The sequence below is a fragment of the Paenibacillus sp. DCT19 genome (genome assembly GCF_003268635.1).
In the GTDB taxonomy this organism is placed as follows: Bacteria; Bacillota; Bacilli; order Paenibacillales; family Paenibacillaceae; genus Paenibacillus.
The window spans coordinates 3,483,959-3,510,467 of sequence record NZ_CP029639.1; the positions used below are offsets into that span (position 1 = coordinate 3,483,959).

At 45.1% G+C, this 26,509-nt stretch carries 27 protein-coding genes and 2 pseudogenes; 25 read left to right on the top strand and 4 right to left on the bottom strand.

Annotation, left to right across the window (positions count from 1 at the left end; all coding sequences use genetic code 11):
- Positions 1–9: 9 nt before the first annotated feature.
- The 18 genes and pseudogenes from DMB88_RS15930 to DMB88_RS16010 all read left to right on the top strand — a co-directional run bounded on the left by DMB88_RS15930 (position 10) and on the right by DMB88_RS16010 (position 20,179).
- Positions 10–1,686 (top strand): molybdopterin cofactor-binding domain-containing protein, encoded by a 1,677-nt coding sequence (locus DMB88_RS15930; RefSeq protein WP_368028193.1) that lies wholly within the window; start codon positions 10–12, stop codon positions 1,684–1,686.
- A gap of 70 nt (positions 1,687–1,756) precedes the next feature.
- The gene (locus DMB88_RS32055) at positions 1,757–2,311 is read left to right on the top strand and encodes a molybdopterin cofactor-binding domain-containing protein (RefSeq protein WP_368028194.1); all 555 of its coding nucleotides are present in this window, start codon (positions 1,757–1,759) and stop codon (positions 2,309–2,311) included.
- The gene (locus DMB88_RS15935; RefSeq protein ID WP_128102156.1) at positions 2,308–2,856 is read left to right on the top strand and encodes a (2Fe-2S)-binding protein; all 549 of its coding nucleotides are present in this window, start codon (positions 2,308–2,310) and stop codon (positions 2,854–2,856) included. Before DMB88_RS32055 ends, DMB88_RS15935 begins: the two co-directional genes overlap by 4 nt.
- Before the next feature lie 945 nt (positions 2,857–3,801).
- Positions 3,802–4,893, top strand: coding sequence for a class II fructose-bisphosphatase (glpX, locus tag DMB88_RS15940; RefSeq protein WP_128102157.1), 1,092 nt, complete (start codon positions 3,802–3,804; stop codon positions 4,891–4,893).
- 263 nt (positions 4,894–5,156) lie between these two features.
- Complete coding sequence (locus tag DMB88_RS15945; protein ID WP_128102158.1) at positions 5,157–6,206, top strand: LacI family DNA-binding transcriptional regulator; 1,050 nt, start codon at positions 5,157–5,159, stop codon at positions 6,204–6,206.
- Positions 6,207–6,245: 39 nt separating this feature from the next.
- A complete protein-coding gene (locus DMB88_RS15950) occupies positions 6,246–7,418 on the top strand; it encodes a Gfo/Idh/MocA family protein (protein ID WP_128102159.1) in 1,173 nt (390 codons plus the stop codon).
- A 57-nt stretch (positions 7,419–7,475) separates the two neighbouring features.
- Positions 7,476–8,201: a ThuA domain-containing protein gene (locus DMB88_RS15955; protein WP_128102160.1), complete on the top strand. Its 726-nt coding sequence runs from the start codon at positions 7,476–7,478 to the stop codon at positions 8,199–8,201.
- 158 nt (positions 8,202–8,359) lie between these two features.
- On the top strand, positions 8,360–9,466 hold the full coding sequence (locus DMB88_RS15960) for a Gfo/Idh/MocA family protein (RefSeq protein ID WP_128102161.1): 1,107 nt from the start codon (positions 8,360–8,362) through the stop codon (positions 9,464–9,466).
- A 148-nt stretch (positions 9,467–9,614) separates the two neighbouring features.
- Positions 9,615–10,598 carry a Gfo/Idh/MocA family protein gene (locus DMB88_RS15965; RefSeq protein WP_128102162.1) on the top strand — a complete coding sequence of 328 codons (984 nt, stop codon included), beginning with the start codon at positions 9,615–9,617 and terminating at the stop codon, positions 10,596–10,598.
- A 19-nt stretch (positions 10,599–10,617) separates the two neighbouring features.
- Entirely contained in the window at positions 10,618–11,511 is an 894-nt protein-coding gene (locus DMB88_RS15970; protein ID WP_128102163.1) for an NAD-dependent epimerase/dehydratase family protein, read from the top strand.
- Positions 11,512–11,601: 90 nt separating this feature from the next.
- The gene (locus tag DMB88_RS15975; protein ID WP_128102164.1) at positions 11,602–11,952 is read left to right on the top strand and encodes a hypothetical protein; all 351 of its coding nucleotides are present in this window, start codon (positions 11,602–11,604) and stop codon (positions 11,950–11,952) included.
- Between the two features lie 302 nt (positions 11,953–12,254).
- A pseudogene (locus DMB88_RS15980) lies at positions 12,255–13,192 on the top strand (sugar-binding transcriptional regulator).
- Positions 13,193–13,410: 218 nt separating this feature from the next.
- Positions 13,411–14,085 (top strand): deoxyribose-phosphate aldolase, encoded by a 675-nt coding sequence (gene deoC / locus DMB88_RS15985; protein WP_128102165.1) that lies wholly within the window; start codon positions 13,411–13,413, stop codon positions 14,083–14,085.
- A gap of 277 nt (positions 14,086–14,362) precedes the next feature.
- Entirely contained in the window at positions 14,363–15,553 is a 1,191-nt protein-coding gene (locus DMB88_RS15990; protein ID WP_128102166.1) for a NupC/NupG family nucleoside CNT transporter, read from the top strand.
- A gap of 29 nt (positions 15,554–15,582) precedes the next feature.
- Entirely contained in the window at positions 15,583–16,761 is a 1,179-nt protein-coding gene (gene deoB / locus DMB88_RS15995) for a phosphopentomutase (protein WP_128102167.1), read from the top strand.
- A 169-nt stretch (positions 16,762–16,930) separates the two neighbouring features.
- Positions 16,931–17,638, top strand: coding sequence for a purine-nucleoside phosphorylase (deoD, locus tag DMB88_RS16000; RefSeq protein WP_056691414.1), 708 nt, complete (start codon positions 16,931–16,933; stop codon positions 17,636–17,638).
- A gap of 636 nt (positions 17,639–18,274) precedes the next feature.
- A complete protein-coding gene (locus DMB88_RS16005; protein ID WP_128102168.1) occupies positions 18,275–19,576 on the top strand; it encodes a pyrimidine-nucleoside phosphorylase in 1,302 nt (433 codons plus the stop codon).
- A gap of 387 nt (positions 19,577–19,963) precedes the next feature.
- Positions 19,964–20,179: a hypothetical protein gene (locus tag DMB88_RS16010; RefSeq protein ID WP_128102169.1), complete on the top strand. Its 216-nt coding sequence runs from the start codon at positions 19,964–19,966 to the stop codon at positions 20,177–20,179.
- A gap of 1,020 nt (positions 20,180–21,199) precedes the next feature.
- On the opposite strand, the gene DMB88_RS16015 is transcribed toward DMB88_RS16010, so the two are convergent.
- The 4 genes from DMB88_RS16015 to DMB88_RS31260 form a co-directional block, all read right to left on the bottom strand.
- Positions 21,200–21,793, bottom strand: a complete 594-nt coding sequence (locus DMB88_RS16015; RefSeq protein WP_368028195.1) for a TIGR03943 family putative permease subunit — start codon at positions 21,791–21,793, stop codon at positions 21,200–21,202.
- A 41-nt stretch (positions 21,794–21,834) separates the two neighbouring features.
- Entirely contained in the window at positions 21,835–22,002 is a 168-nt protein-coding gene (locus DMB88_RS32060) for a hypothetical protein (protein ID WP_368028196.1), read from the bottom strand.
- Positions 22,003–22,267: 265 nt separating this feature from the next.
- Positions 22,268–22,561 (bottom strand): permease, encoded by a 294-nt coding sequence (locus DMB88_RS31255; RefSeq protein ID WP_254438648.1) that lies wholly within the window; start codon positions 22,559–22,561, stop codon positions 22,268–22,270.
- Positions 22,558–23,064, bottom strand: a complete 507-nt coding sequence (locus DMB88_RS31260) for a permease (protein WP_254438198.1) — start codon at positions 23,062–23,064, stop codon at positions 22,558–22,560. The genes DMB88_RS31255 and DMB88_RS31260 overlap by 4 nt, the downstream gene beginning before the upstream one ends.
- Positions 23,065–23,589: 525 nt before the next feature.
- Between DMB88_RS31260 and DMB88_RS31265 the strand changes: the two are divergent.
- The 7 genes and pseudogenes from DMB88_RS31265 (at position 23,590) to DMB88_RS16040 (ending at position 26,509) form a co-directional block, all read left to right on the top strand.
- A pseudogene (locus DMB88_RS31265) lies at positions 23,590–23,916 on the top strand (GTP-binding protein).
- 133 nt (positions 23,917–24,049) lie between these two features.
- Positions 24,050–24,142, top strand: a complete 93-nt coding sequence (locus DMB88_RS31270; protein WP_254438649.1) for a hypothetical protein — start codon at positions 24,050–24,052, stop codon at positions 24,140–24,142.
- Positions 24,121–24,384: a hypothetical protein gene (locus DMB88_RS31275; RefSeq protein ID WP_254438199.1), complete on the top strand. Its 264-nt coding sequence runs from the start codon at positions 24,121–24,123 to the stop codon at positions 24,382–24,384. The genes DMB88_RS31270 and DMB88_RS31275 overlap by 22 nt, the downstream gene beginning before the upstream one ends.
- On the top strand, positions 24,342–24,701 hold the full coding sequence (locus tag DMB88_RS31280; RefSeq protein ID WP_254438650.1) for a CobW C-terminal domain-containing protein: 360 nt from the start codon (positions 24,342–24,344) through the stop codon (positions 24,699–24,701). The genes DMB88_RS31275 and DMB88_RS31280 overlap by 43 nt, the downstream gene beginning before the upstream one ends.
- A 78-nt stretch (positions 24,702–24,779) precedes the next feature.
- Complete coding sequence (gene rpmG, locus DMB88_RS16030) at positions 24,780–24,929, top strand: 50S ribosomal protein L33 (protein ID WP_036613813.1); 150 nt, start codon at positions 24,780–24,782, stop codon at positions 24,927–24,929.
- Positions 24,930–24,977: 48 nt separating this feature from the next.
- The gene (locus tag DMB88_RS16035) at positions 24,978–25,685 is read left to right on the top strand and encodes a metal ABC transporter ATP-binding protein (protein ID WP_128102170.1); all 708 of its coding nucleotides are present in this window, start codon (positions 24,978–24,980) and stop codon (positions 25,683–25,685) included.
- Positions 25,631–26,509, top strand: a complete 879-nt coding sequence (locus DMB88_RS16040) for a metal ABC transporter permease (protein WP_128102171.1) — start codon at positions 25,631–25,633, stop codon at positions 26,507–26,509. Before DMB88_RS16035 ends, DMB88_RS16040 begins: the two co-directional genes overlap by 55 nt.

Here is a 26,509-nt window from a genome sequence, read left to right on the forward strand (position 1 = left end):
GAGACGAGGATGCTATTGAATCGAGAAGTTAGTGGGAAACGCTGGCATTTGCGCCCAGATGGGATCGGTAAAGTGACAGGACAACTCCAATATCTGACGGATATGACACACCCGGAAATGGTCTATGGAAGAGTGCTTCGAAGCGTCTATCCTTTTGCACGAATTATTTCAATTGATACGACCGAAGCGGAAGCTATGGAAGGTGTTCTGGCCGTTCTTACGTCGAAAGACGTACCTGGCCTGAATCGTTTTGGCATCGCAACTCCAGATCAACCTGTATTCTGTGAGGATGTTGTACGTTATGTTGGAGATGCGATTGCAGCGGTGGCTGCCATCTCTCCTGAGCATGCAGCACTTGCGTTGGATGCCATTCGTGTTGAATACGAAGAATTAGCTCCATTGGACAGTACAGATGAAGCACTTGCTCCAGGTGCACCTGAACTGCATGAGCATGGACCGGGCAACGTATTACATCGTACCGAAATTAAACGTGGCAATATCGAGGAAGCTTTTGCAGCCTGTGAACATGTGGTGAGTGAGACGTATTATACCCCTCGCCAGATGCATGCATATATGGAGACAGAAGGTGGACTTTTTGTTCCCGATGACGCGGGTAGACTTCACGTGTATGCAGCTACACAACACGGGTATAAAGATCGGATGCAGCTCGCACGAATTATTGGTTGTCCAGAGGAAGATATCCGGGTCGTATCCTCACCGATCGGTGGTTCTTTTGGTGGAAAAGATGAATTGAACGTCCAGCCTTATGGTGCACTCTTAGCTCTTCGCTGTTTACGTCCTGTGAAGATGCATAATTCGCGGAAAGAATCTGTTCGTGCTGGCCTGAAACGGCATCCGATGAAGATTGAGATGCAGACAGGTATGAGCCGCGAAGGTATTATTCAGGCTCATCGAGTTCGAATTACGGCGGATACCGGTGCATATGCCACGTTAGGGGCGCCCGTGCTTAATTTTGCAACAGAGCATTGTCTTGGTCCCTATTCTATTCCGCATGTTGATGTGGAAGGGGTCTCTGTGTATACCAATAACGGTTTATCTGGTGAGTTTCGTGGGTTTGGTGGGAATCAAGCAATCTTTGCAATGGAAGGGCAGATGGATCGTCTGGCTGAAATAATGAAAATGAACCCATGGGAATTCAGGAGACGTAATATGAGAGGCAAATCAGATCCCGGACCGCTTAATCAGCGTATTCTCGTTACAGATGGTCTCTCTCAGGTATGGGAGGCAATGGAACGCTCTGATTTATGGCAAAAACATCAGCAGTCATCTTCCAGTGCTTCGCTTCCTCCATGGATCAAACGTGGAGTTGGTGCAGCTCTGGCTATGCATGGCGCAGGGTTAGGCTATGGAATTCCTGATCCAGCTGGAGGCCGGATATCCTTGAACAAGGATGGGAAGATTGAGGTGGCTTTCAGTTACGAAGAGTTTGGTCAAGGTCTCATCGCTACATTGGAGATTATGCTCTGTGACTTGTTTCAATGCAGTACGTCGGATCTTAGCATCATCATTGGAGATACAGATCGGGTGCCTCATAGCGGTTCTAGTACCGCATCCCGTTCAACCACGATGGCGTGGATGGCACTGCAACGTTTGCATACACCATTTCGTTCAAAACTGTTGTCAGTCGCTGCTGCACATGTGGGCTTGCAGAAGATGAACTTGTAACCGGGTCTGGGGGATCTGGCGGAAAGGTCAGCTACAGTCAACCGAAATGCTGATTTCCTATGAGGATTTAGTGCAGCAAGGTGAAGAGGAAGAATGGATTTTTGATACACAATTCGCATACCCAACAACGCCAGATGAGGTCGTAGGTGGCCACTATCTATACACGTATGCAGCCGTTGCCGCAGAGGTTGAAGTGAATACATTAACTGGAGAGGCCAAGTTACTGGATACGCACCATGTCGTTGCCGCAGGACCTGTCATCAATCCCATGGGTTTCATTGGACAGATTGAAGGCGGCAGTGTGATGGCACTCGGATTTACATTAACTGAGGATGCACTCATGCAGAATAGCCGCTATGTAACGACCAACCTTGATACCTACTTAATCCCGACTATTCGAGATATTCATACTGACTTGAAGGTAGAGGCAATTGAAGATCTACCTGAGGGCGATCCGTTTGGGCCAAGAGGGATTGGCGAGATTGGATCTGTGGCGCTAGCTCCAGCAATAACAGCTGCGATTCAACATGCGACAGGTGTATGGTTGAACCGCTTGCCTGTGCCGCGTGAACAACTGATGAAGCCAGTCGATGTACCGCTACAGGAAGGAGTGCAACCCTCATGAGTGAACCGCTAGGTAACTACTGGACAGCCGTTATTAATGGTGAAGAGCAGCGATTACAGGTCAGTCCAACGACTAGGCTTGTTGATATTCTAAGGACACATATGAATCTGACCGGTACCAAAATATCTTGCGAGGTAGGTCGCTGCGGTTCATGCATGGTTCTGGTCGATGGCGATCCAGTCAATTCCTGCTTAATGATGGCTTATCAATGCCAAGGTCGTGAGATCACAACGATTGAAGGATTGAGCGGAGAACAACAAGGGGATCTGCACCCGATTCAACAAGCCTTTGTTGAAGAAGGAGGATTCCAATGTGGGTACTGTACGCCCGGGATGGTGATATCCACCAAAGCATTGCTGGATCAACACCCGCAGCCAACGCAAGAACAGATTGAAATTGGCCTCTGCGGCAACTTATGTCGTTGTACTGGATATGGCGGTATACTTCGTGCCGTAAAGCGGGCAGGAGAGAGCTTGTGCGCAGCGGATACGGTTACTAAGAATAAGGAGAAGGAACGAGATGATTATGGTGTAGTGGAGTCTTAGAATCATAACGTTAATAAGACCGGGTGCTGGAGTGGATTTTTCCATAACGCATCCGGTCTTTTCTATGTAAAGCTCGTGCTAGTTAGCTATCTAAAAAAGAAGCTTCATCTCTAACGAACCTGATTGCACTTAATAGCGGCAAAATTCTACTTTCGGAATGCTAACGAATCGTTGGCACGTTAATACGTCTTTGGGCACGAGAATTAGCTCCATTTGCCGTGTATCTTTATAATAAGCTCGATTGAAAGGTGAGAACACGATGGGGGTGAAGCACCAACTTGTAAATAAGGCATTCATTCCATCGATATTTTGAACATTTGTTGGCTTTGAAATGAAGCTATCTAAAAAATACTGTAATTGACTCATATTAAACATACGTAATAAATATTATGTAAACTCATTATTTTCGATATCAGCCATAAGCTGTGTCTATAAGCTTTTAGAAATCCATAGGTGGTTTTTGGGGCTTATTGAGCTGTTTTTTGACCCTTACGATTGAACGGAACGTATTAAGTTATTTACCTTAAAATTTCTAGAATTAATGATTATATTAATCAATAAGATGAAGTTTATAATCGTTTTCGATATCTCCCCTAATCATTCAATTTGTTTCCTGTATTCGAAAGAATACGCTTATAAAATCGTTGTTTATCGAACTGATGACGTATAAATTCATCGATGTTGTCACTCGTTTGATTAATAATGTAATTATATGGTTTAAAAGGAAGCGGAGATGCGGATATTTTGAGAGATACAACTCCATTTCGCTTCAAAACAGACCTTGAAAATACAAAAAAAACGTCCTTTCTTGCTAATGGCACGATGGAGCGAAAAGTTGAGAAATAGGGCTGTTACGCGGTTTTTAGATCATTTCCATATGGATTTGCGATGGATTTAGCAACGCTTTCAATGTATGCTTTTGAAAACTGGAAAGGAAGTGGGAAAATGGAACGCGAACTGGCGTTGGAAATTGTCAGAGTAACAGAATTGGCTGCTTTAGCCTCAGCACCATGGATGGGAAGAGGAGACAAGAACAGCGCAGATGAAGCGGCTACTTTGGCCATGCGCGCCATGTTCGATTCCGTGTCTATTCGCGGCACGGTAGTAATCGGTGAAGGTGAAATGGACGAAGCGCCCATGTTGTATATCGGTGAGGAAGTGGGCAACGCGGAAGGACCTGAGGTTGACGTAGCTGTAGACCCTCTGGAAGGTACAGAAATCGTAGCTAAAGGCCTAAATAATGCTTTATCGGTTATTGCGGTAGCTGGGAAAGGAAACCTGCTCCATGCACCGGACATGTATATGGAGAAGCTAGCTGTAGGCCCTGCTCTCGTAGGCAAGGTCAGCATTGAGGATCCTGTTGAAGTTACTTTGGAAAAGGCGGCTGCCGCTCTAAACAAAAACATTTCGGATCTGACTGTCATGATTCTGGATCGTGTCCGTCACGAAAGTACCATCAAAACGCTGCGTAAGGTTGGGGTACGGATCAAATTCCTCAGTGACGGCGACGTTGCAGGTGCAATGGCTCCAGCTTTCCCGGAAGCGGGCATTGATCTGTATGTTGGATCTGGTGGTGCTCCTGAAGGTGTGCTGGCTGCTGCCGCATTATCATGCTTAGGTGGCGAAATTCAAGGTCGCTTAATGCCGGCCAATGCCGACGAGTTCCAGCGCTGCTTGCAGATGGGAATTGATAACCCCTATAAAGTATTAACAATGCAAGATATGATTGGCACGGAAGATGTTATTTTTGCAGCAACAGGTGTGACCCCAGGCGAAATTCTGGGAGGGGTACGTTATTTAGCGGATGATCGGGCTGAGACGGATTCCATTGTTATGCGTGCCAAAACGAAAACGATCCGGTTCATTCGTTCACAGCATTTCTTGCCGAACAAGGAAGTGTTGCACAAGGTAAGACAACTCCAGTCCATTCCAGAACCGTCTGATCGCATCCCAAATCATATGAAGACGATGGAACAGGCTGAGTTTAGCCAATCTTCTGTGGACCACAGTCTAATGACTTCAGCAGAGCACGGTTAAGGGCTAGTCTGGCTTGGAAATAGGATCAAGTAAGTGACAATTGAGTTTTAACTAAGCTCTAACTAATCGACCTTCTATATAACAAATAAAGATGGGGATTCTGCCTTTCGCAGATCCTCATTTTTTTGTGTCAAAAGCATTGACAACGTTTACAACCATGAGAAAATGTACGCGCGTACATAAAATGATGAAATTTAAAACTTATATGTGAATATTGACATGAATAACGGTCATGTCCTATCAATGTAATTCAGTCAAAGGGGGTGAACATCGTGGCATCACGTAAAGAAGTGGCTGAACTTGCTGGTGTCTCTGAGGCTACCGTGTCCCGTGTGTTAAATGGTGTTGGTCCGATCAAAGAGGAAACCAAACGCAAAGTGCTTCAAGCTGCTGAGCAACTTGGGTACGTTCCAAGTGCACTCGCTCGTAGTTTTGCCAGGAGCAAAAGCGGTAATCTCGGTGTTGTGATGCCCTATGTTCCCAAAGCTCATTTGTTCTCTGCCTATTTTTTCTCAGAAATGTTAAGTGGTATCGGGAACAAAGCGCGGGAAAGTGGAATGGATCTGCTCGTCATGTTTCGAACACCGGATGAGGTCATGAATTATACAGATCTGTTCCGCAGACAGAAGATAGATGCTTGCATCATTCTCGGTGCGAGGGACGATCCGGGAGAGCTGGCGGCATTGCAACAGCTTCATCAGGAAGGGCATCCATTCTGCGTTATGAATCAGCATTTTGCAGGTCAATCGTTCGTGGAAGTGGATGCGGATCATATTGAGGGTAGCCGGCAAGCCATTCGCCATCTCACCGATCAGGGCTACCGTAAGATAGCTTTTCTCAATGGACCAGACAGCTATTCCAACAGTCAAGAACGGTTGCAGGGTGTTCAGATGGGGATGCAGGAAGCCCAAATGGAGCTTGATTCCAGCCTGTTATTGAAAGGTAACTACAGTAGACGAAGTGGTCTGGAAGTTGCAGGGCATATAGCTGATCGTTTGCATGAGATTGATGCTGTATTCGCAGCAAACGACCGGATGGCCATTGGTGTAATGCATGGGTTGCGTGAACGTGGCATATCGGTTCAGGATTTTCCTGCTTTTGTAGGGTACGATGACTCCGATGCCGCCGAAATGGCGGTTCCACCGTTAACCAGTGTACGGGTTCCCTTTTATGAAATGGGGGAGCTTGCTGCCAGGAAACTTATTGACGAGAAGGTAGGATCGCAGCCTGCGAACGTCTCCAGTTTATCTTCAGTCTCAACCAGACATCTGCTGCCCACCGAGTTAATTGTACGTGCTTCATCGATCCGCTAATGGTAGATAAACAACTTGATTCCCAAGGAGGAAATGATCATGTCAAAACATCTTCGTGTAGGAATGGTCGGATACAAATTTATGGGCAAGGCACACAGTAATGCTTATCGAAGTCTACCGATGTTTTTCCCTTCAGCGCCTTTGCAGCCTGAAATGTCCGTCATCTGCGGGCGTAACGAGCAAGGTGTACAAGAGGCTGCTAATCAGTTCGGATGGTCTGAAAGTGTAACGGATTGGCGTGAACTGGTGAAGCGGGATGACATTGATCTTATCGATATTAACGCACCAAGTGATGCACACAAAGAGATTGCAATTGAAGCTGCACGTCAGGGTAAGCACCTATTCTGCGAGAAACCACTGGCACTATCCCTAGCGGATTCACGTGAGATGCTCCAAGCTGCCGAGGAAGCGGGCATCGCTCACATGGTAGGGTTCAACTATCGTTTCTCCCCAGCAGTGCAGTTAGCCAAAGATCTGGTGCAGAGTGGGCGCTTGGGTAAGATCTATCACTTCCGTGCATTTTTCCTGCAAGACTGGATTATGGATCCGTCCTTTCCGCTCGTATGGCGATTGCAAAAAGAAGTCGCTGGCTCCGGTTCGCATGGCGATCTCGGCGCACATCTGATCGACCTGGCTCGCTTCCTTGTCGGTGAGTTCAAGGAAGTCATCGGTATGAGCGAGACATTCATCAAAGAACGCCCACTGGCTTCGGAAATGACAGGGTTAAGTGCCAAAGGCAACGCAACCAGCGATGCACCGAAAGGCGAAGTTACCGTCGATGACGCAACGCTGTTCTTGGCGAAGTTTGCAGATGGAGCACTGGGAAGCTTCGAGGCTACACGTTTTGCAGCCGGTCACCGCAGCACTAACTCCTTCGAGATTAATGGCAGTCTCGGCAGTGTGCGGTTCGACTTCGAACGCATGAATGAATTGGAAGTTTATTTCACCAAAGATGAAGAGGATGTACAAGGATTCCGGCGTGTACTGGCAACAGATCCAGCACACAAATATGCCGATGCCTGGTGGCCTGCCGGACACACGATTGGATTTGAACATACGTTCACTCACGAGATGTTAGAACTAGTTACTGCGATATCAGAAGGTCGTCAGCCATCACCAAGTTTCCATGACGGTGTAGCCTGTCAAGCAGTGCTTGAAGCTGTTGAACGCTCCATCGATGAGCGGCGTTGGGTATCCCTTGAAGAGATGTAAGTTTGAGTGCTTTTAGGTTAAACGTGAAGATATCTTAGGAAAGCGAGTGATTAAGTGATGAGTAAAGCATTGATCGTATGGGGCGGTTGGGATGGACACGAACCCGAGCAGGTAGCAGCTATTTTTGAACGTATTTTGAAGGAAGAGCAGTTCGAGGTTGAGGTGTCGGATACACTTGAGGCTTATGCAGACGCTGAGAAGCTGCTTGGTCTTGATCTGATCGTACCACTTTGGACCATGGGACAGATTGAACAAGAACTGGTCAACAACGTATCTGCGGCGGTGCAGAGTGGTGTAGGCTTGGCAGGTCTTCATGGTGGAATGTGTGATGCATTCCGTAATAATGTAGATTGGCAATTCATGACAGGTGGCCAGTGGGTCGCACATCCAGGTAACGATGGGGTGGAGTACACCATTAATATGAAGCGTGGCTCTAGTCCACTGCTTGACCACATTGAGGATTTTCAGGTGAAAACAGAGCAGTACTATCTTCACGTAGACCCTGCAGTAGAAGTGCTAGCGACAACACGTTTCCCTGTCGTAAGTGGTCCTCACGCGGCCAATGGACCTGTAGACATGCCCGTAGTATGGACGAAGCGCTGGGGAGCAGGACGTGTATTCTATAATTCACTTGGACATCATGCCGATATCGTTGAGATGGAGCAGGTAACTGAAATGATGAGAAGTGGCTTCAAATGGACAGCCGCAGGCAAACAACTTGCGAAGCAGAATAAGGGCACGAAGAATGAAGTATATACAGGGATGGCTGACAACCAAACGTAATGTGACAGTAGGACAGTAGTAGACCCACTAGTATGATGGGGTATGGCAAAAATGCCAACGTGTATCAACCATTCTAAGCGTTTACGTATCAGAATAATCATACAAAATCATAATCCTATGTTTCCACATTTCTGTTCAATGGCGAAGGGAGCCCAAGTATGAGCGTTATGAAAGTTGGCATTATTGGCTGTGGTAAAATCAGCGGCATTTATATGGAGAATTGTCATCGGTTTGATGTACTTGAACTCGTGGCAGTTGCAGATCTAGATCAGAAGCGAGCTGAGGAACAAGCAGCAGCTTATCAAGTTCCTAAAGTGTATACGGTAGAAGAGATACTGGCGGATCCTGAGATCGAACTGATTATCAATCTAACGATTCCTTCCGTTCATGCGAATGTATGTCTGCAAGCACTGGAAGCGGGCAAACATGTGTATGTAGAGAAACCTCTTGCGGTTACTCGTGAAGAAGGTCTTGCCGTATTAGAGACAGCCAAACGAAAAGGATTGTTGGTGGGCTGTGCCCCCGAGACGTTCTTCGGTTCAGGCATTCAAACTGCCCTTAAACTAGTTGAAGAAGGTGTGATTGGCAAACCTGTTTCGGCAACGGCTTTCATGATGGGTCGAGGTCACGAGCACTGGCATCCAGACCCTGAGTTCTATTATGCATCAGGTGGCGGTCCGATGTTCGATATGGGACCGTACTATCTTACAGCACTGGTGCAACTTCTGGGCCCGATCTCAACCATCGCTGGTATGACGGGTAAAGCAATGAATGAACGGACAATTACGAGTGAGAAAAAACGAGGACAAACCATTCCTGTTGAAATTCCAACACATGTAACAGGACTGCTGCAGTTCGAACAAGGTGCTATTGGCACGCTCATTACAAGCTTTGATGTGTTTGGTGGCAGTGTGTTGCCTCCGATTGAGATCTATGGTACGCATGGCACATTACAGGTGCCTGACCCTAATACCTTCGGAGGGCCAGTCCGTTATAGACTTCTGGGAGAACAAGAGTGGACAGAGGTACCTCTACTGCCTGGTTACCAGGAAAATACGCGCGGAATTGGTGTAGCGGATATGGCATATGCAGCGCATAGTGGGCGAGCACATCGAGCGAGTGGAGAGCTTGCGTACCATGTGTTAGAAGCAATGTGGGCATTCCATGATTCATCGGATGATCAGACATTTTATCAAATGAAAAGCACTTGTCAGCGTCCGGCGGCATTACCGGAGAATCTTCCTCTATTCACGCTTGATCAATAAGTTAAATCATGTTACGATTCGCAGCCTGGTCTCCTTGTATAAGGATTCCAGGCTGTTCCTGTTTGTTGTGACAAGCAGGGTGACTTCATTCTGTACGAAATTTAGGCTACAATGGACAATAATATAGAAATGAAAGAGGTAGGTAAGCATGGTACGTTTCGGAGTCGTAGGCACCAACTGGATTACAGAAAGGTTACTTGAGGCCGCAGCACATGTGGAGGGTTTCACACTGACTGCCGTATATTCGCGAAGTGCTGAGAAAGCAGATACTTTTGCAGACCAATACAGGGCACCACACCGATTCACGAACATGGAAGAGATGGCAGCAAGTGATGAGATTGATGCTGTATATATCGCAACGCCTAATACATATCATGCGGAGCAGGCAGAGTTATTTCTAAGAAATAAGAAGCATGTTTTGTGCGAGAAACCGCTAGCTGCCAATAGTGCAGAAGTTCGCCGATTAGTGGATGCTGCTCATGAATCAGGGGTTCTGCTAATGGAAGCAATGAAATCCACACTAGTACCGACGTTCAAAACGGTTCAATCGAACCTTCACAAAATTGGCCCTGTTCGCAAGTATGTAGCAGGATACTCCCAGTACTCTTCACGCTATGACAAGTACAAGGAGGGCATTGTCCTCAACGCGTTTAAGCCAGAACTAGCCAATGGCGCACTTATGGATCTGGGCGTATATTGTCTATATCCATTGATTACGCTGTTTGGTGCACCTAATCAAGTACAGTCTCAGGCGTATATGTTGGCATCCGGTGTGGATGGTCAGGGAAGTGTTATTCTGAATTATGATGAGATGGACGCGGTTGTGACCTATTCCAAAATCTCTAATTCCCATGTACCTACTGAAATTATGGGTGAGCTGGGCAGTATTCTGATTGATAAAATTGGTTCGCCCGAACAAGCGGAGATTCGTTACAATGATGGTACAGTGGAGAAGCTCGAAACAGAGCAAATTTATCCAACGATGTTCTATGAAGTTCAAGAGTTCGTAAATCTGGTTCAAGCAGGTAAACAGGAATCGGACATGAATACGTATGAACGTTCATATGAAACGATGGTAGTTATGGATCGGATTCGAAAACAAATCGGACTTGTTTTCCCAAATGATAAATAGTTAGAAGGAGGGTTAACGGATGCAAAAGGTATTAATTCTTGGGGGCACACGGTTCTTCGGCAAACGTCTGGTGGATCATTTGCTGTGGGAAGGGAAATCTCAGATTACAGTTGCGACTCGGGGCAAAACACGTGTGGATTTCGGGAATGAAGTGAACCGGATTAAGATGGATCGTGAAGATCCACAATCACTCGCAAAGGTTGCTCAAACAGACCAGTGGGATGTGGTGTATGACAATATCTGTTACTCACCCGATGCAGCCAAATCGGCATGTGAAGCATTTGCGGGTCGTACCAAAAGATATGTGCTAACCTCTACACTCTCCGTTTACGGTGATCCTAAACCCGGATTTACGGAGGAGGATTTTGATCCGTATACTTATCCGCTGCAATATGGAAATCATGAGCAGTTTTCTTATGGGGAAGGTAAACGTCTTGCGGAGGCTGTATTTTTTCAGGAAGCCAATTTTCCGGTTGTTGCCATGCGAATTCCAATTGTATTAGGGATCGATGATTATACAAAACGATTGCATTTTCATATTGAACATGTGCAAAAGGGAAAACCGATCGGCATGCCGAATCCGGAAGCGGAGATTGGATTCATTAATTCTACAGAAGCAGCTAGATTCCTCGCCTGGCTTGGACATTCTTCCATTACTGGGCCTGTTAATGCTGCCTCCCTAGGTGCCATCAAGTTGTCAGAAATGATGAAGCTCATTGAATCCGTAACGGGGATGCAGTCCCAGATCCTATCAGAGACAGGTGAGGAAGATATGTCACCTTTTGGCATAAGTGAATCCTGGACGATGAATACTGATAAGGCTGAACAAGCAGGTTATACGTTCGAATCTTTGGAAGACTGGTTTCCTGGTCTCGTTCGTGAAGTGGCTCTGGCTCTACAATCTGAAAGCTAATTCATTCCGTCTTTTTTCGTCACCTATTGCATATCCTGAATTACCGAGTATAATACTTGGTAAATAGACGAAAAGGGGATGCAATAAACGATGAAAACACATGCCGAATTGAACTCGCTTCTTGTTGACGATTATCTGGATCTCCTGAATATGGCTAAGCAACTAGGGGACACAGAATGGGAGCAATCCATCCTAGCTGCATTGAAAGAAGAAGTTGAAGCTAATCGCCATCTGGATTCTATGGCAGTAAGACATGACCTATGGATGCAGTTTGAAGATATAAATGAGCAGATGCATGCGTTGTTAATTCAATTGAAGCATGCAGAGGATGCTGAGGATAAAGAACAGATTATTGAATCCATCTGGGGCTTGAAAGTAGATCGTACCGCAATTACACGAAAGCTTGAGACCATGAGCAGATCTAATTCTGGTCAATCTTAATTCACTTCATTTTCATACTAAATATATACACATGCCCACTTGCTTCTTTCTATGGAGAGATAAGCAAGTGGGCTTTTTTGAATTGAATTGAAGATGTCTGTAGGGTATGACTCGGATTAGGCTGAATCCCATATTCGAAGCTGAGATGCCGCTAGCGCATCCTTCGTAATCAAAAGCGGAATTTTTGAACAACCTCTATTAGTTGTTTGTCTAGGGTTATTTTGATAATGTATGTATAAGATGTACAAGATACGTATGGTTTCTAACGATAACGAAGATGAGTGGGTTGAGCACACATGGGAATAGATCTGGAGAAACAGCGACTAAGTATAGAAGCAGCTAAATTGTATTATCAGTCTGATTATAGCCAGCAGGATATTGCCGGCAGGCTCGGTGTGTCACGTCCAACCGTGTCCCGGTTGCTGCAGTATGCCAAAGACCGGGGTTATGTCCGAATTGAGATTATGGATCCCTTAGAAGATATCGATATTATCGCTGGGAATTAAAAGCCAAGTATGATCTCGAAACAGCGCTTGTATGTTTTGCACCTCTGAAAAGTGATGAAGAGATACAGAAGCAGATTAGTAAGAGAGCTGCTGATTATCTGCAGGATACCGTTCAAGATGCGGACATTATTGGTGTAACGTGGGGAACAACGATGCATGCCGTCGCTCGCCAGCTTCGTCCTAAGCAGGTTAAGGGCGTAGAGGTTGTTCAATTAAAGGGAGGCGTAAGCCACTCGCATGTGAATACCTATGCAGCCGAGATTGTTCATCTATTTGCTGAAGCGTTCCATACCGTCCCACGATATTTACCGCTCCCGGTGATCTTTGATTCTATCGAAGTGAAGAACATGGTGGAGGCTGATCGGCACATCGGTAGAATTGTGGAGCTAGGCCGGCAGGCGAATATAGCTATTTTTACGGTCGGTACTGTGAAGGAAGATGCACTTTTGTTCAAGCTCGGTTATTTCAGTGAAGAGGAGCAGCAATTGCTGATACATACTGGAGCGGGTGATATATGCTCTCGTTTCTTCAATAGTGAAGGCAAGCTAATCAGTGAAGAGATTAATAGCAGAACCGTAGGCATCGACCTGTCTGAGCTGAAAAATAAGGAGAAGTCTATTCTTGTCGCTGGTGGCCAACGCAAAATTGAAGCGATTCATGCCGCACTAAAGGGACAGTATGCGAACATTCTGGTTACGGATCAGTACACAGCCCAAGCATTGCTTCGTCTTTAGTTATAAGAGTGACAACATCTGCCATGTTCACATGGTGGATGTTTTGCTGTGTAGAGTAAAAGCTAAGATGTGCAGCCCTTGGGTAAGTATAAATAAGACTTTGTCATCGTTAGAATCTCAATAGCACGACGTGAACAAAAGTTCAGTTTGATTATTACATATGTTCATGTTAGTGTAAGGTATAGAATACATCGTTTATATAAAGGGAGAGATATTGAATGACTACACTACAATTAGCTAAAATGATCGACCATACCTTGCTTCGTGCAGACGCTACACAGAGCGAGATGGTTAAACTGACTGAGGAAGCAAAACAATATCAATTTGCATCTGTATGTGTAAATCCAGGTTGGGTTGCTTATGCTGCTGAACAATTAAAAGGTACTGGCGTTGATATCTGTACTGTTATTGGTTTCCCATTGGGGGCTTCTACTTCGGAAACGAAAGCATTCGAAACGACAGATGCTATTGCCAAAGGTGCAACTGAAGTGGATATGGTTATTAACATTAGTGCATTGAAAGATGGCAAAGACGATTACGTTGAGCAAGACATTCGTGCAGTGGTTGAAGCAGCAGCAGGTAAAGCGTTGGTCAAAGTCATTATCGAAACTTGCTTGTTGACTGATGATGAAAAAGTACGTGCATGCCAAGCAGCTATAAGAGCTGGAGCTGACTTCGTTAAAACATCAACTGGATTCTCAACTGGAGGAGCAACGCCTGAGGATATCGCTTTGATGCGTCGTACAGTAGGTCCAGATGTAGGTGTGAAAGCTTCCGGTGGCGTTCGTAGCCTTGAAGACATGCAAAAAATGATTGAAGCTGGCGCAACACGAATTGGCGCAAGCTCTGGCGTTAAAATCATGCAAGGCGGACAATCCACGGCTTCTTATTAATCAGCAGAACTTTGTCTCATTCGTTTAAGTTAGATTGTAATCACAGTTTAAAGAAGTGATGTAAACGAATTGAGCTTGTCTGGATGCCCGCATAATCGTTGTTTTACAAGCTTATGCGGGTTAAACAGGCAGGACACATAAAATGTAGCAATTTGCAGTGATGTATTGTAAGCGCTTCATTATATTTTCGTAAACATTCATTTTCATTACATTACAATGCATAGAACCTTTGAGCTGATCGAACAACTGGCTTAACTACCTTCAAAGGAGAGATGACATGAAATTTTTAATCGCTATACTAGGCTTACTCGTTGTATTTGGACTGGCTTATATCGCCAGCAACGGCAAGAAACAGATTCGCTACCGCCCGCTTGCGGTAATGGTTGTTTTACAGATTATACTGGCATATTTCTTGCTGAATACGGTGGCAGGTACGTATCTCGTAGGCAAATTCTCTACTGCATTTAAGGCATTGCTGGACTATGCGAATGAGGGAATTGCGTTTGTATTTGGTGATTTAGTAACCATTGGGGCAGATGGCGGAGGTGCTCCGTTCTTTTTGACCGTACTGATGCCGATTGTGGTCATCTCTGCCTTGATTGGGATATTACAGTATATCCGAATCTTGCCTTTTGTTATAAAATATATTGGTCTGGTATTAAGCAAAATCAACGGAATGGGCAAACTGGAATCATATAACGCGGTTGCTTCTGCTATTCTGGGGCAATCTGAAGTGTTCATATCCGTAAAAAAACAAATTGGTTTATTGCCGAAACATCGGCTCTATACCTTGTGTGCCTCAGCGATGTCCACGGTATCGATGTCCATTGTCGGTGCCTATATGACGATGATTGATCCGAAATATGTGGTGACGGCGCTCGTGCTCAACCTATTTGGCGGTTTTATCATTGCTTCTATTGTGAACCCTTATCAGGTTACACCGGAAGAAGATATATTGGAGGTTCAGGAAGAGGAGAAGCAATCGTTCTTCGAAATGCTAGGTGAGTACATTCTAGATGGATTCAAAGTAGCCATTGTGGTTGCTGCGATGCTCATCGGTTTTGTCGCGCTGATTGCCTTGATTAATGGTATTTTCAGTGCGGTGCTCGGTATTTCATTCCAGGAACTGCTCGGTTATGTGTTTGCACCCTTTGCCTTTGTTATGGGGATTCCTTGGAAAGAGGCGATTCAAGCGGGAAGCATTATGGCAACGAAGATGGTCTCTAATGAATTCGTAGCTATGCTTGATCTTAGTAATCAAACAGCATTGTCGGAGAGAACGACCGGGATCGTATCTGTCTTCCTCGTATCGTTCGCCAATTTCTCTTCCATCGGTATTATTGCCGGTGCGGTTAAAGGACTTCATGAGAAACAAGGTAATGTGGTGGCCCGCTTCGGTCTGAAGCTGCTTTATGGTGCATCGCTTGTCAGCGTGCTGTCTGCGATCATCACTGGACTGTACTTGTAAGCTGGATTATTGGAAGGAGTGCTTCATTCATGTCAACATTCAAAAGAGTACATCTAATCGTTATGGATTCTGTAGGAATCGGCGAAGCGCCAGATGCAGCAGAATTTGATGATTTTGATGTAGATACGTTCGGTCACATTGCCCGTGAACGTGGAGGTCTGAAGATGCCGCATATGGCGAGTCTTGGAATGTCTAATATTAAAGAAATCGAGGGAATTCCTGTAGCGGCTGCGCCTAAAGCGTATTACACCAAAATGCAGGAAGCGTCCAAAGGTAAAGATACCATGACAGGTCACTGGGAGATCATGGGCTTGTATATCGATACACCTTTCCGTGTGTTTGAAAATGGGTTCCCGGATGAGCTGATTCAGCGCATTGAAGAAAAAACAGGTCGTAAAGTGATTGGTAATAAACCTGCGAGCGGCACGGAAATTCTGGATGAACTAGGTGCTGAGCATGTTGAAACAGGCGCGCTGATCGTATATACGTCCGCTGACTCGGTACTGCAAATTGCTGCGCATGAAGATGTCGTTCCTTTGAAGGAACTATATGAGATCTGTGCGTTCTGTCGTGAAATTACACTTGAAGATCCGTACATGCTCGGTCGTATAATTGCACGTCCTTTCGTGGGTGAAGCAGGTGACTGGAAACGGACAGCGAACCGTCATGACTATGCGCTCAAACCGTTTGGCCGCACTGTGATGAATGAGTTGAAAGATGGCGGGTTTGATGTAATTGCTTTGGGTAAAATCGCTGACATTTATGATGGCGAAGGTGTGACCAAAGCGGTACGCACCGTTTCCAATATGGATGGGATGGACAAGTTGTCCGAAACGATGGACGAGCAGTTCACTGGACTTAGCTTCTTGAACCTCGTTGATTTTGATGCCCTCTACGGTCACCGTCGTGATCCACAAGGGTATGCACAAGCACTTGAAGATTATGATGCACGTCTGCCAGAGATCTTTGCAAAAATGACAAGCGATGATCTGTTGCTGATTACAGCCGATCATGGTAATGATCCAACATACCGTGGTACAGACCACACACGTGAATATGTACCATTGTTGGCATACTCCCCACGCTTCAGTGAGGGCAAACAGCTTGATCTGCGCAGTACCTTTGCTGATCTTGGAGCAACGGTAGCGGAGAACTTTGGTGTGAAAATGCCAGAGTATGGTACAAGCTTCTTGAAGGATCTGAAATAAGTCCGTAGGGGTTGAACCACGGAATCTATTCTAACTGAAGCGAAACTTCAGACAAGCGCATGAATTTGAAACGCAAACCATGGTCAGGGATCGGGGTAAACTATAGTTACTCCGGTTCCTCGTCCATTATATAGACGAACGTATACAACTTATTGGAGGAGATTATTCTATGAGTACACATATCGGAGCAAAACCTGGAGATATTGCTGAAACGATCCTTTTGCCAGGAGATCCACTACGCGCAAAATACATTGCTGATACGTATCTAGAAGACGTTGTATGTTACAACGAGGTTCGCGGTATGCTTGGCTTTACAGGTACATATCAAGGGCACCGCATTTCGGTGCAAGGTTCAGGTATGGGGATTCCATCCTTTGCCATCTATGCGAATGAGTTGATTAGTGAGTATGGTGTGAAAAACTTGATTCGTGTAGGAACTTGCGGCGGGATGCAGGAGCATGTACGTGTACGTGACGTTATCCTTGCACAAGCAGCATGTACCGATTCCAGTATGAATAAACACGTATTCGGTGGATATGATTTCTCACCAATCGCAACGTTCTCATTGCTCAAAGAAGCATATGACCGTGCCACAGCTAAAGGCATGAAGATCCATGTCGGTAACGTCTTCAGTTCCGATTCTTTCTATCGCGACGATCGTTCTGTAACGGAAAAATTGATGAAACACGGTGTGCTTGGCGTAGAAATGGAAACAACAGCATTGTACACCATTGCTGCCAAATTCGGCGTTAATGCACTTACAATCCTGACCGTAAGCGACCACCTGCTCACAGGCGAAGAAACGTCAGCAGAAGAGCGCCAAAAAACATTCAATGACATGATGGTCGTAGCACTGGACACAGCAATTACTTTGTAATAGAGGTTGTTCAAAAAGTCCGCTTTTGATTACGAAGGATGCCTGACGGCATCTTAGCTTCGAATATGGGATCCAGCCGAAATGTCCGTTGCTCACGTAGCTTAATCTACGCTCCGCTACTCCATTTCTATCTTCATCCCATCTTCTCGGTACTGAAAACCGACCTTTTTGAACACGCACTAATAGAACATCCATTGCCAGAACGAACTTTGCATAAAGGTTTACTGCACTAAAAATAATTTGATTTTATCGAAACTTTTGTTTGGAGCACGGAGTGGAGGCAATGGAATCGATTCTGTAGAAGCGAGCGTTCGCCTTTGTCTTCACATTTCCACCTCAGTAGAGGTAGACAACAGCGATCGTAAGAACGATCCTGAACCGAAACAGACTCCGCATAAAGGTTTACTGCACCAAAAATAATTTGATTTTATCGAAACTTTTGTTTGGAGCACGGAGTGGAGGCAATGGAGTCGATTCTGTAGAAGCGAAGCGCTCGCCTTTGTCTTCACATTTCAACCTCATAAGAGGTGATTCAGAGAAATGTGAAGACAACAGCGATCGAAAGAACGATCCATTACCGGAACGGTTTCCCTACAAAGTGTTCTGTAAAATCAACATACACAAGGAGAGAGCATCATGAGAATGGTAGACATTATTGCCAAGAAACGTGACCGAAAAGAATTAACAACAGAAGAGATCGATTTCGTCGTTCAAGGATATACACAAGGAGAAATTCCAGACTATCAAGTCAGCGCATGGGCAATGGCTGTATTTTTCAACGATATGACGGACAAGGAACGTGCTGATCTGACGATGTCGATGGTGAATTCGGGTGAAACGATCGACCTATCCGCTATTGAAGGCATCAAAGTAGACAAACACTCCACAGGTGGCGTGGGCGATACAACAACGCTTGTACTGGCGCCACTTGTAGCCGCGTTGGACGTACCCGTTGCCAAAATGTCCGGTCGTGGACTTGGTCACACAGGTGGAACAACAGATAAACTTGAATCCGTTGCTGGTTTTCACGTGGAGCTTGAAAAAGAAGAGTTCATTCGACTCGTTAACGAGCACAAGGTAGCGGTAATTGGACAAAGTGGTAACCTTACGCCTGCAGATAAGAAGCTATATGCTTTGCGTGACGTAACAGCAACCGTAAACTCCATTCCACTGATCGCAAGTTCTATCATGAGTAAGAAAATTGCAGCAGGTGCGGATGCCATCGTGTTGGACGTGAAAACAGGCGCTGGTGCATTTATGAAAACGGCAGAAGATGCTAAAGAACTTGCACATGCGATGGTGAGCATCGGTAACAATGTTGGACGTAAAACAATGGCTGTTATCTCCGACATGTCCCAACCGCTGGGTCTAGCTATTGGTAATGCACTTGAAGTAAAAGAAGCCATTCTTACACTGCAAGGTAAAGGTCCTAAAGATCTGGAAGAGCTGTGTCTGGCACTTGGACGCCAAATGGTATTCCTCGCTGGCAAAGCAGATTCTCTAGAGCAAGCTGAAGAGAAATTGAAAGAAGTGATCCAGAACGGTAAAGCACTGGAGAAATTCAAACATTTCTTGGCGAATCAAGGTGGAGATGCTTCTGTCGTGGATCATCCAGATCGATTGCCACAAGCCCAATACCTCATTGAGGTACCTGCAGACCAAGACGGTTTCGTATCAGAAATTGTTGCGGATGAGATTGGTACAGCTGCGATGCTGCTTGGTGCGGGTCGTGCAACCAAAGAGTCCGAGATCGATCTTGCTGTTGGTCTGATGTTGAATAAAAAAGTGGGTGACCCTGTCAAAGCAGGCGAATCACTTGTAACGATCCACGCTAATCGTGAAGATGTGGCGGATGTAATCGCGAAGATTAAAGAAAATATTACGATTGCAGATAAAGCAGATGCCCCTGTATTGGTGCATGATATCGTAACCGAATAATTTAAAACTCAATCAGCCGAGTATGCGGTTGAGCATGCAACCCCCGAATCTATGTATGACATAGGTACGGGGGTTGTTTTCTTTTACAGAACAAGAATACGTTTATCTTGCTTCGCTATGTAATTTTTTATTTACGTAAACATCAGGATTTGAGATAATATTAGAGTTATATTTTACCTTTTAAGGAGGGAAGAAGTAGGCTGGATAACAAGATCCAAATATTCCTGAGTTTTAAATGTGTAGAGTTTCATGAAGTACATACGAGTAAGGAGTTAACGTTGTTTAGCAAATCTCAGCAAATTTGTTAAAAGATCAGAGTATCGTATTATATCATGATTCTATTATTCGCATCAACAGTGCAATTCAAGGCTGAAGCAGCAAGTTCTAATGTTTGCCCCAGGTGAACTGGAAGCGGGCCAATCATGCAATGGGGTGGCACCGTGCTTCTGGCAGCTGCGGAAATGCAACGAAATCGATCCTAGTATTATTATGGAGCAGGTGCATCACTTTGACAAAGCGCCATGGCAAGATGCCGATGCAACGACGAAATCTGAGATTACGTCTTCCATTGATGGTTACAATGATTTATGGGGAACGAAATAGAAAGTACAGTCTACAATGGTCATCGGATGCACACATGTATCTGGTGAACAAATGGAATGAATACTTGGTGCAGGTGCGCGATTAATGATGCAAACCATACCATAGAAAAGGTACTACAATTAATTCAGTTATTTCCTTCTTCCGTAAAAACTTCAAACCGGCCAGGAGAAACTAAATATGATCTTGGTACGTTTATGAGTGGCGTGGTTCACTATTGTATATAGTGTACAATGCGAACATGTACGGGAAGATACAGTTAAAGCAATATCCGCATCGGACGATTTTGGCCAAGCACTCTCACAACAGCAATTTCCCAATGCATTTGCAGCATATCGATCAGCAGTCCAAAAGAATTAGATAACATCGACTTACCAGACAGTCATGCCTATTTTCGTAGATAACAGCACTGGGCAGAGCATTGAGTATAATCCTTTAGCTGTACCTAGCAACTTCCCAACGAGAATTACGATTCCTGCACTGAAAGGAATTGTGAATAGTCAAGTATAATTACAACACTCGAGAAACCAAACATGGTCGAGTGGGCAATAGTCTCACTGAGAGATCGCCATTAGTTACCCTACATACATTGGAGATACAGGTACCTTCACACTGATGAGCATGCTGTAACTCGTGTACCTTCTGAAGCACCGGTTGATAAATGGTGGGAACGGCAATGGTGATGGAAGCTCGAATGACACGCTCTCATACTCTCCTCTAGATTGTTGTATACAAAGCCATGCTGCCCAATTTATCCAAGAATATCGGGATAATCAATCCAATAGTTTGGATCAGCTTTGGAGTATATAAAGTTAAACGATTCTGGAAAGCCTGCCAACAAGAAAGCCTGGAATGGTTGGTTAAATAGCTTCTCCCAATAAAGAAGTACAGAACAATAAAACTGTACAAATGTACAAAGAAAACACACTATTAACGTATAGTGTGTTTTTTGCATTTCGTATTTACCGTTGCATGTTGACGTCAAAATTGAAGTGACCGCTCCGTTAATTGCTATTCCGTTTCTCATACGCCAATAGAATCTGCACTTGTGTAAATGTATGGTGTGGATGGCTCAGACACAGGAGTAACCTGTGTAGCCCGAATCTCAATGGTGTCTTTGCCATCGATTTGAGCAGAACCAATCGTGCCGTTAATTTGCACCCAACTATCCGTTGGAAAGGTATTGGCGCCTTCAATGTGAATCTTTACACCAAATGGCGCCGCATCTGCGGGACAGCACATCACAAGAAATCGTCCCAATGCAAAATGAGATTCTTGCTCCATACTTTCGTCACGATATACGAATCCTGTTAACGAGATTTCTTTGCCAGCAAATTGGCGCTGAAACATGTCGATCGTGCCAAGCGTTTCGGAGAAAACCTCAGGATAGACTTGGATAACCGACTCTTCATATAATTTCTCTGCTAAGTCGGCAAATTCTCTACTATATTCATCTGGAGGAATAAATTGTACGTCAGCTGTGGATGCCGTCGTAACTGTTGGCTGTTGTTGGCTCAAGTCCTGCACGTTCAGTTTGGCTGCGGCCTCAGGCAAAGGCTCTTTACGCCGAATCTCCGGAGGCGCATAGGTGAGCGACATTCCTTTCTGGCTCGCCATAGAGCTACCCAAAGCCTGATCTGGCAGTAGGAAGCCAAATACTAAGGAAGGGCAATCAAGCCGTATACGACGGAACTACGGACAAAGCCTGCAGGTGGTGGATGTTCACAGTCGCAATGGACCTCACTTTTACTGAAAAGACCATGCCACGCCATAATGATGGCAATAAATAAAAAGGGAATCGGACAGCATAATAGTAACTTCTGCATCGTAGGTGCTAAGTAATAATGTAGAGAATCCGTTGAATTCAGGTGAAAATATAGAAAGCAATGCCACCCATCCAGCCTGCACGAATCAGACTATGCCATTGGATGTTATTTGGCTTGTGGAACATATTTCTCGTGACCGTCTGAGCCGGATTGTTCATCTTGTCTTCACCTCTTTTATTGATTGATCCTTCATATAACAATCAGGTTCATGCCAGCATATTAATCAACCATGATCCTGCGAATACAAGCGTAATAATGGCTAGGCTTAGTCAATAACAAAGCGAGTACGGAAGGTAGATAGCAGCATGAGTGTACTTTTGAAATCAAGCATTGGGCCGAGTACAAGGAAGGAAACTAACGGACCAAGTGCAAACGTATGTGAGAACGCCGAAGCCACAAAGGCATCGGATGTGGAGCACAAGGATAATACATAGGCAAACCCCATCATGAAAACATAGGAAGCCACAGGGCCGTTACCTAGGGAAATCAGGTCGCTTCGGCTAATAAAAGTCTGGATACACGCGGTAATCAAGGCACCAATCACTAAATATTTGCTCATATCCACGAATTCGTCTCCAGCATGAATGAAGAAGCTACGCCAATTTTTAACATGATTGTGGTCGTGAGCACTTCCGTGTGCGTGTGAGTGTGGTTGTCCATCTTAAAACCGGGATGTGTCTTCACATCGGTAATAGCTGCTTTTGGCGTGCGGAGCGGATTAGTACGTACAAAATATACACTAAACCACCAACAGAAGCTGCTACTGCAAATGCAAGCCCATACGTGCAATCGTAATTTCGGGAGAGAGGGAAAAGCCAGCAGCGTAGCTGTGAATACAATGGGATTCACCACAGGTCCACTCAGAATAAAAGTAACCGCGATGTAAGCGGGCATACCTTTATGCATCAGTCGCCGCACGACGGGGATCAACGCACTCACAGATCGGAAAATAATGCCCAATAGACCAGCTACGAGCACTCCGCCAATCGGGTTTTTGGGTGAGTCTACGCACCATTTCTTCAGATACGAACCATTGCATAAGTGACGATAGAGCACACCCATTATAAAAAAGGGGCAGCCTCTAAGAAAATACTGACGAAAATGGTTTTCATATTTTGCAAAGCTTCGCTATTCAAGCAGCACTTAGATCAGGAGCAAGTGTAATAAGTACAGGAACTAGAAAGGCACAAGGGATAAGGAAGGTTAAGACCTTCACATGGGCTGCCATCTTCATCACAAACAGACCTCCACAACTGAGACTTTGCTAGAATATATGCTTGTACGTGCAGGACATACATCATTGTAAGCTCTAATCAATATTTTTACGATTAATGAACGATTAGAACGCCATGGAGTGACAAGCAATATACAAATACGATATATTTCTGTAAGTTGTTAATCGTAATAATTACGATTAACAACTTGAACAAAGTATACTAGACCGATTAAAAGGATTAGCGTGTGCAAATGTAACAGACCCAATAGACTGGAGGAAGCAGCAATGGCGGATCAACAAATAAAAGAAAAGTGCCCGTAACCGTCCTAAGCGGATATCTGGGTGCAGGCAAGACAACGTTACTTAATCACGTGCTGCATAATCGAGAAGGCATGCGTTGCGGTCATCGTAAATGACCTTAGTGAGGTTAACATCGATGCTGGCTTAATTCGGGATGGCGGTGGATTATCCCGTATAGATGAAAGCTTGTAGAGATGTCTAATGGCTGCATCTGCTGCACATTGAGGGAAGATCTGCTGAAAGAAGTAGAACGACTTGCACTGGATGGTTCGTTTGACTACATATTGATCGAATCCACAGGCATAGGCGAGCCGGTACCTGTTGCTCAGACGTTTACGTATATTGATGAGGAGCTTGGGATAGATCTCACTCAATTTACTCGTCTGGACACGATGTAACGGTTGTGGACGCAGCTCAGTTCTGGCGTGACTTTTACTCGAAAGAAAGCTGAAGGATCGTGGACAGGAAGCAGGCGAGGACGACGTGCGTGGAATCGTACATCTGCTAACGGATCAGGTAGAATTTTGTGATGTGCTCATCCTCAACAAATGTGATCTGGCCACGGAGGAAGAACTGTCTAAGCTCGAAAAGCATTACATGCGATGCAACCGGAAGCCAAATTGATCCGCACGACACATGGACAGATCGATCCGCATGAAATTTTGAACACAGGCCGATTCAATTTTGAAAAAGCAAGTCAGTCTGCAGGTTGGATTCGTGAACTGATGAAAGAAAACATACACCAGAGACAGAGGAATATGGCATCCATTCTTTTGTATATCATCGTAAACGTCCATTTCACCCAGAACGGTTACTTCACTGGATTGCCAAGTGGCCAGAACCGATTGTGCGTTCCAAAGGCTTGATGTGGATGGCAACACGGAACCATATGGCGATCTCTTTCAGTCATGCAGGCACATCCAAGCAGCTCTCGCCAGCAGGAATATGGGTAGGAGCAATGAGTGAAGAGGAACGTCAGTTACATTTTGGCGACACGCTACCCGCAATTCCAGACTGGGATGATGAGTGGGGAGACCGAGTAACCAAGCTTGTATTTATCGGTATTGATATGGATCGGGCAGAGATTGAGCGTACTCTCGATGAGACACTTCTAACCGAAGAAGAGATGCATATGAATTGGAGAGAGCTGAAAGATCCTTTTCCACAGTGGACTAGAAGCTGAAGAGTTGACAAAAGAAAGAGCATAGGCTAGTATCGTTAAATAGTAATAATTACGATTAAATAAGAGGAGGCAACAACCATGAGAGTCATTGTTACTTTAGCCTGCACTGAGTGCGGAGATCGCAACTATACAACGACGAAGAATAAGCGTAATCATCCCGAACGCCTGGAGATGAAGAAATACTCGCCACGATTGAAGAAGATGACGATTCACCGGGAAACACGATAATTTTTTTGTCATTTTTACATCGTAATAATTACGAAAAGAGGAAGAATCATGTTACTATCCTCCATGCGTGATGTGGTGTTTGGATATGGGAAAGAACCTGTTATTGATCAACTGTCGTTGGATATTCATGTGGGAGAATTCGTAGGCATTACAGGTCCCAATGGTTCTGCGAAGACAACCATGCTGAAATTGCTGCTAGGGCTGCTTAAGCCCTGGAGCGGTTCGGTACATATGAACATTCAGAATATCCGCGGTAAAAAGTTAGAGATTGGTTATGTGCCTCAGCAGGTGGCATCATTCAATAGCGGTTTTCCCAGCACCGTGATTGAATTGGTACGATCAGGATGTTATCGCAAGCTCGGGCTATTTCGGAAGTTTACCACCGATCAGGAAGCGATAGTGGAGCGCAGCCTTCGTGAAGTGGGCATGTGGGAATACAGAAATACGCGAGTAGGCGAACTATCCGGTGGACAGAAGCAGCGTATCTGTATTGCAAGAGCTCTGGCAGGACAGCCGCAAGTGCTTGTGTTAGATGAGCCGACAACGGGGATGGATCGACGCAGTCGGGAAGGCTTCTATGACTTGATGCGCCACTACGCAGATGTTCACGGCCTCACGATCATTATGGTTACACATGGTCTGGAAGAGATGGGCAACCGATTAGATCGAACGATTACGTTGGAGCGGCAAGAAAGTGAGGAATGGCAGTGTTTGAGTACGAATTCATGCAGCGTGCCTTTTGGGCAGGTGGATTAATTGGCGTCATTGCTCCCATCTTGGGAGTTTACCTTATGCTTCGAAGACAGGTTCTAATGGCTGATACTTTATCTCATGTGTCGTTAGCAGGGGTGGCGCTTGGTTCGGTTATGAATTTGAATCCGGTCATCAGTGGTTTCGCTATTGCGGTCATTGGTGCATTACTGGTTGAACAATTGCGGAGAAGTTATCGAACCTATAGTGAGGTTCCTGTCGCCATTATTATGACATCAGGACTTGCACTTGCCGTTGTACTTATGAGCTTGAAAACCAATCTGTCCAAAACCTTCAGCTCCTATCTGTTTGGTTCCATTGTTGCCGTCAGTAATATACAGCTGCTGATGATGGTCGTGGTATGTATTATCGGTTTAGCCTTTTTCATTGTGCTACGAAGACCGCTATACAATTTAACGTTTGATGAAGAGACGGCCTCCATCGGTGGTGTTCAGGTTAAAGGGTTATCATTCGCGTTTGCCGTTCTTACAGGAATGACGGTTGCAGCAGCCATGCCAATTGTTGGTGTGTTGCTCGTATCTGCACTCATTGTGCTTCCAGCAGCGCTCGCATTAAGAGTATCACGTAGTTTTGCTACAGCGATTGTTATTGCTGTAGTCACAGGACTTATCGGAATTTTTAGCGGTCTGACAACTTCTTATCATTTGAACACACCACCAGGAGGTACGATTGCACTAATCCTGTTGGTATTTCTATTGACTGGAATATCAGCACAAAAGCTGATTTCACTATATAACCGTAAACGTCACCGCGTAGCACAAACACAACAAAGAGCCATACTATCTATCCATTCAAAGGAGAATATATAA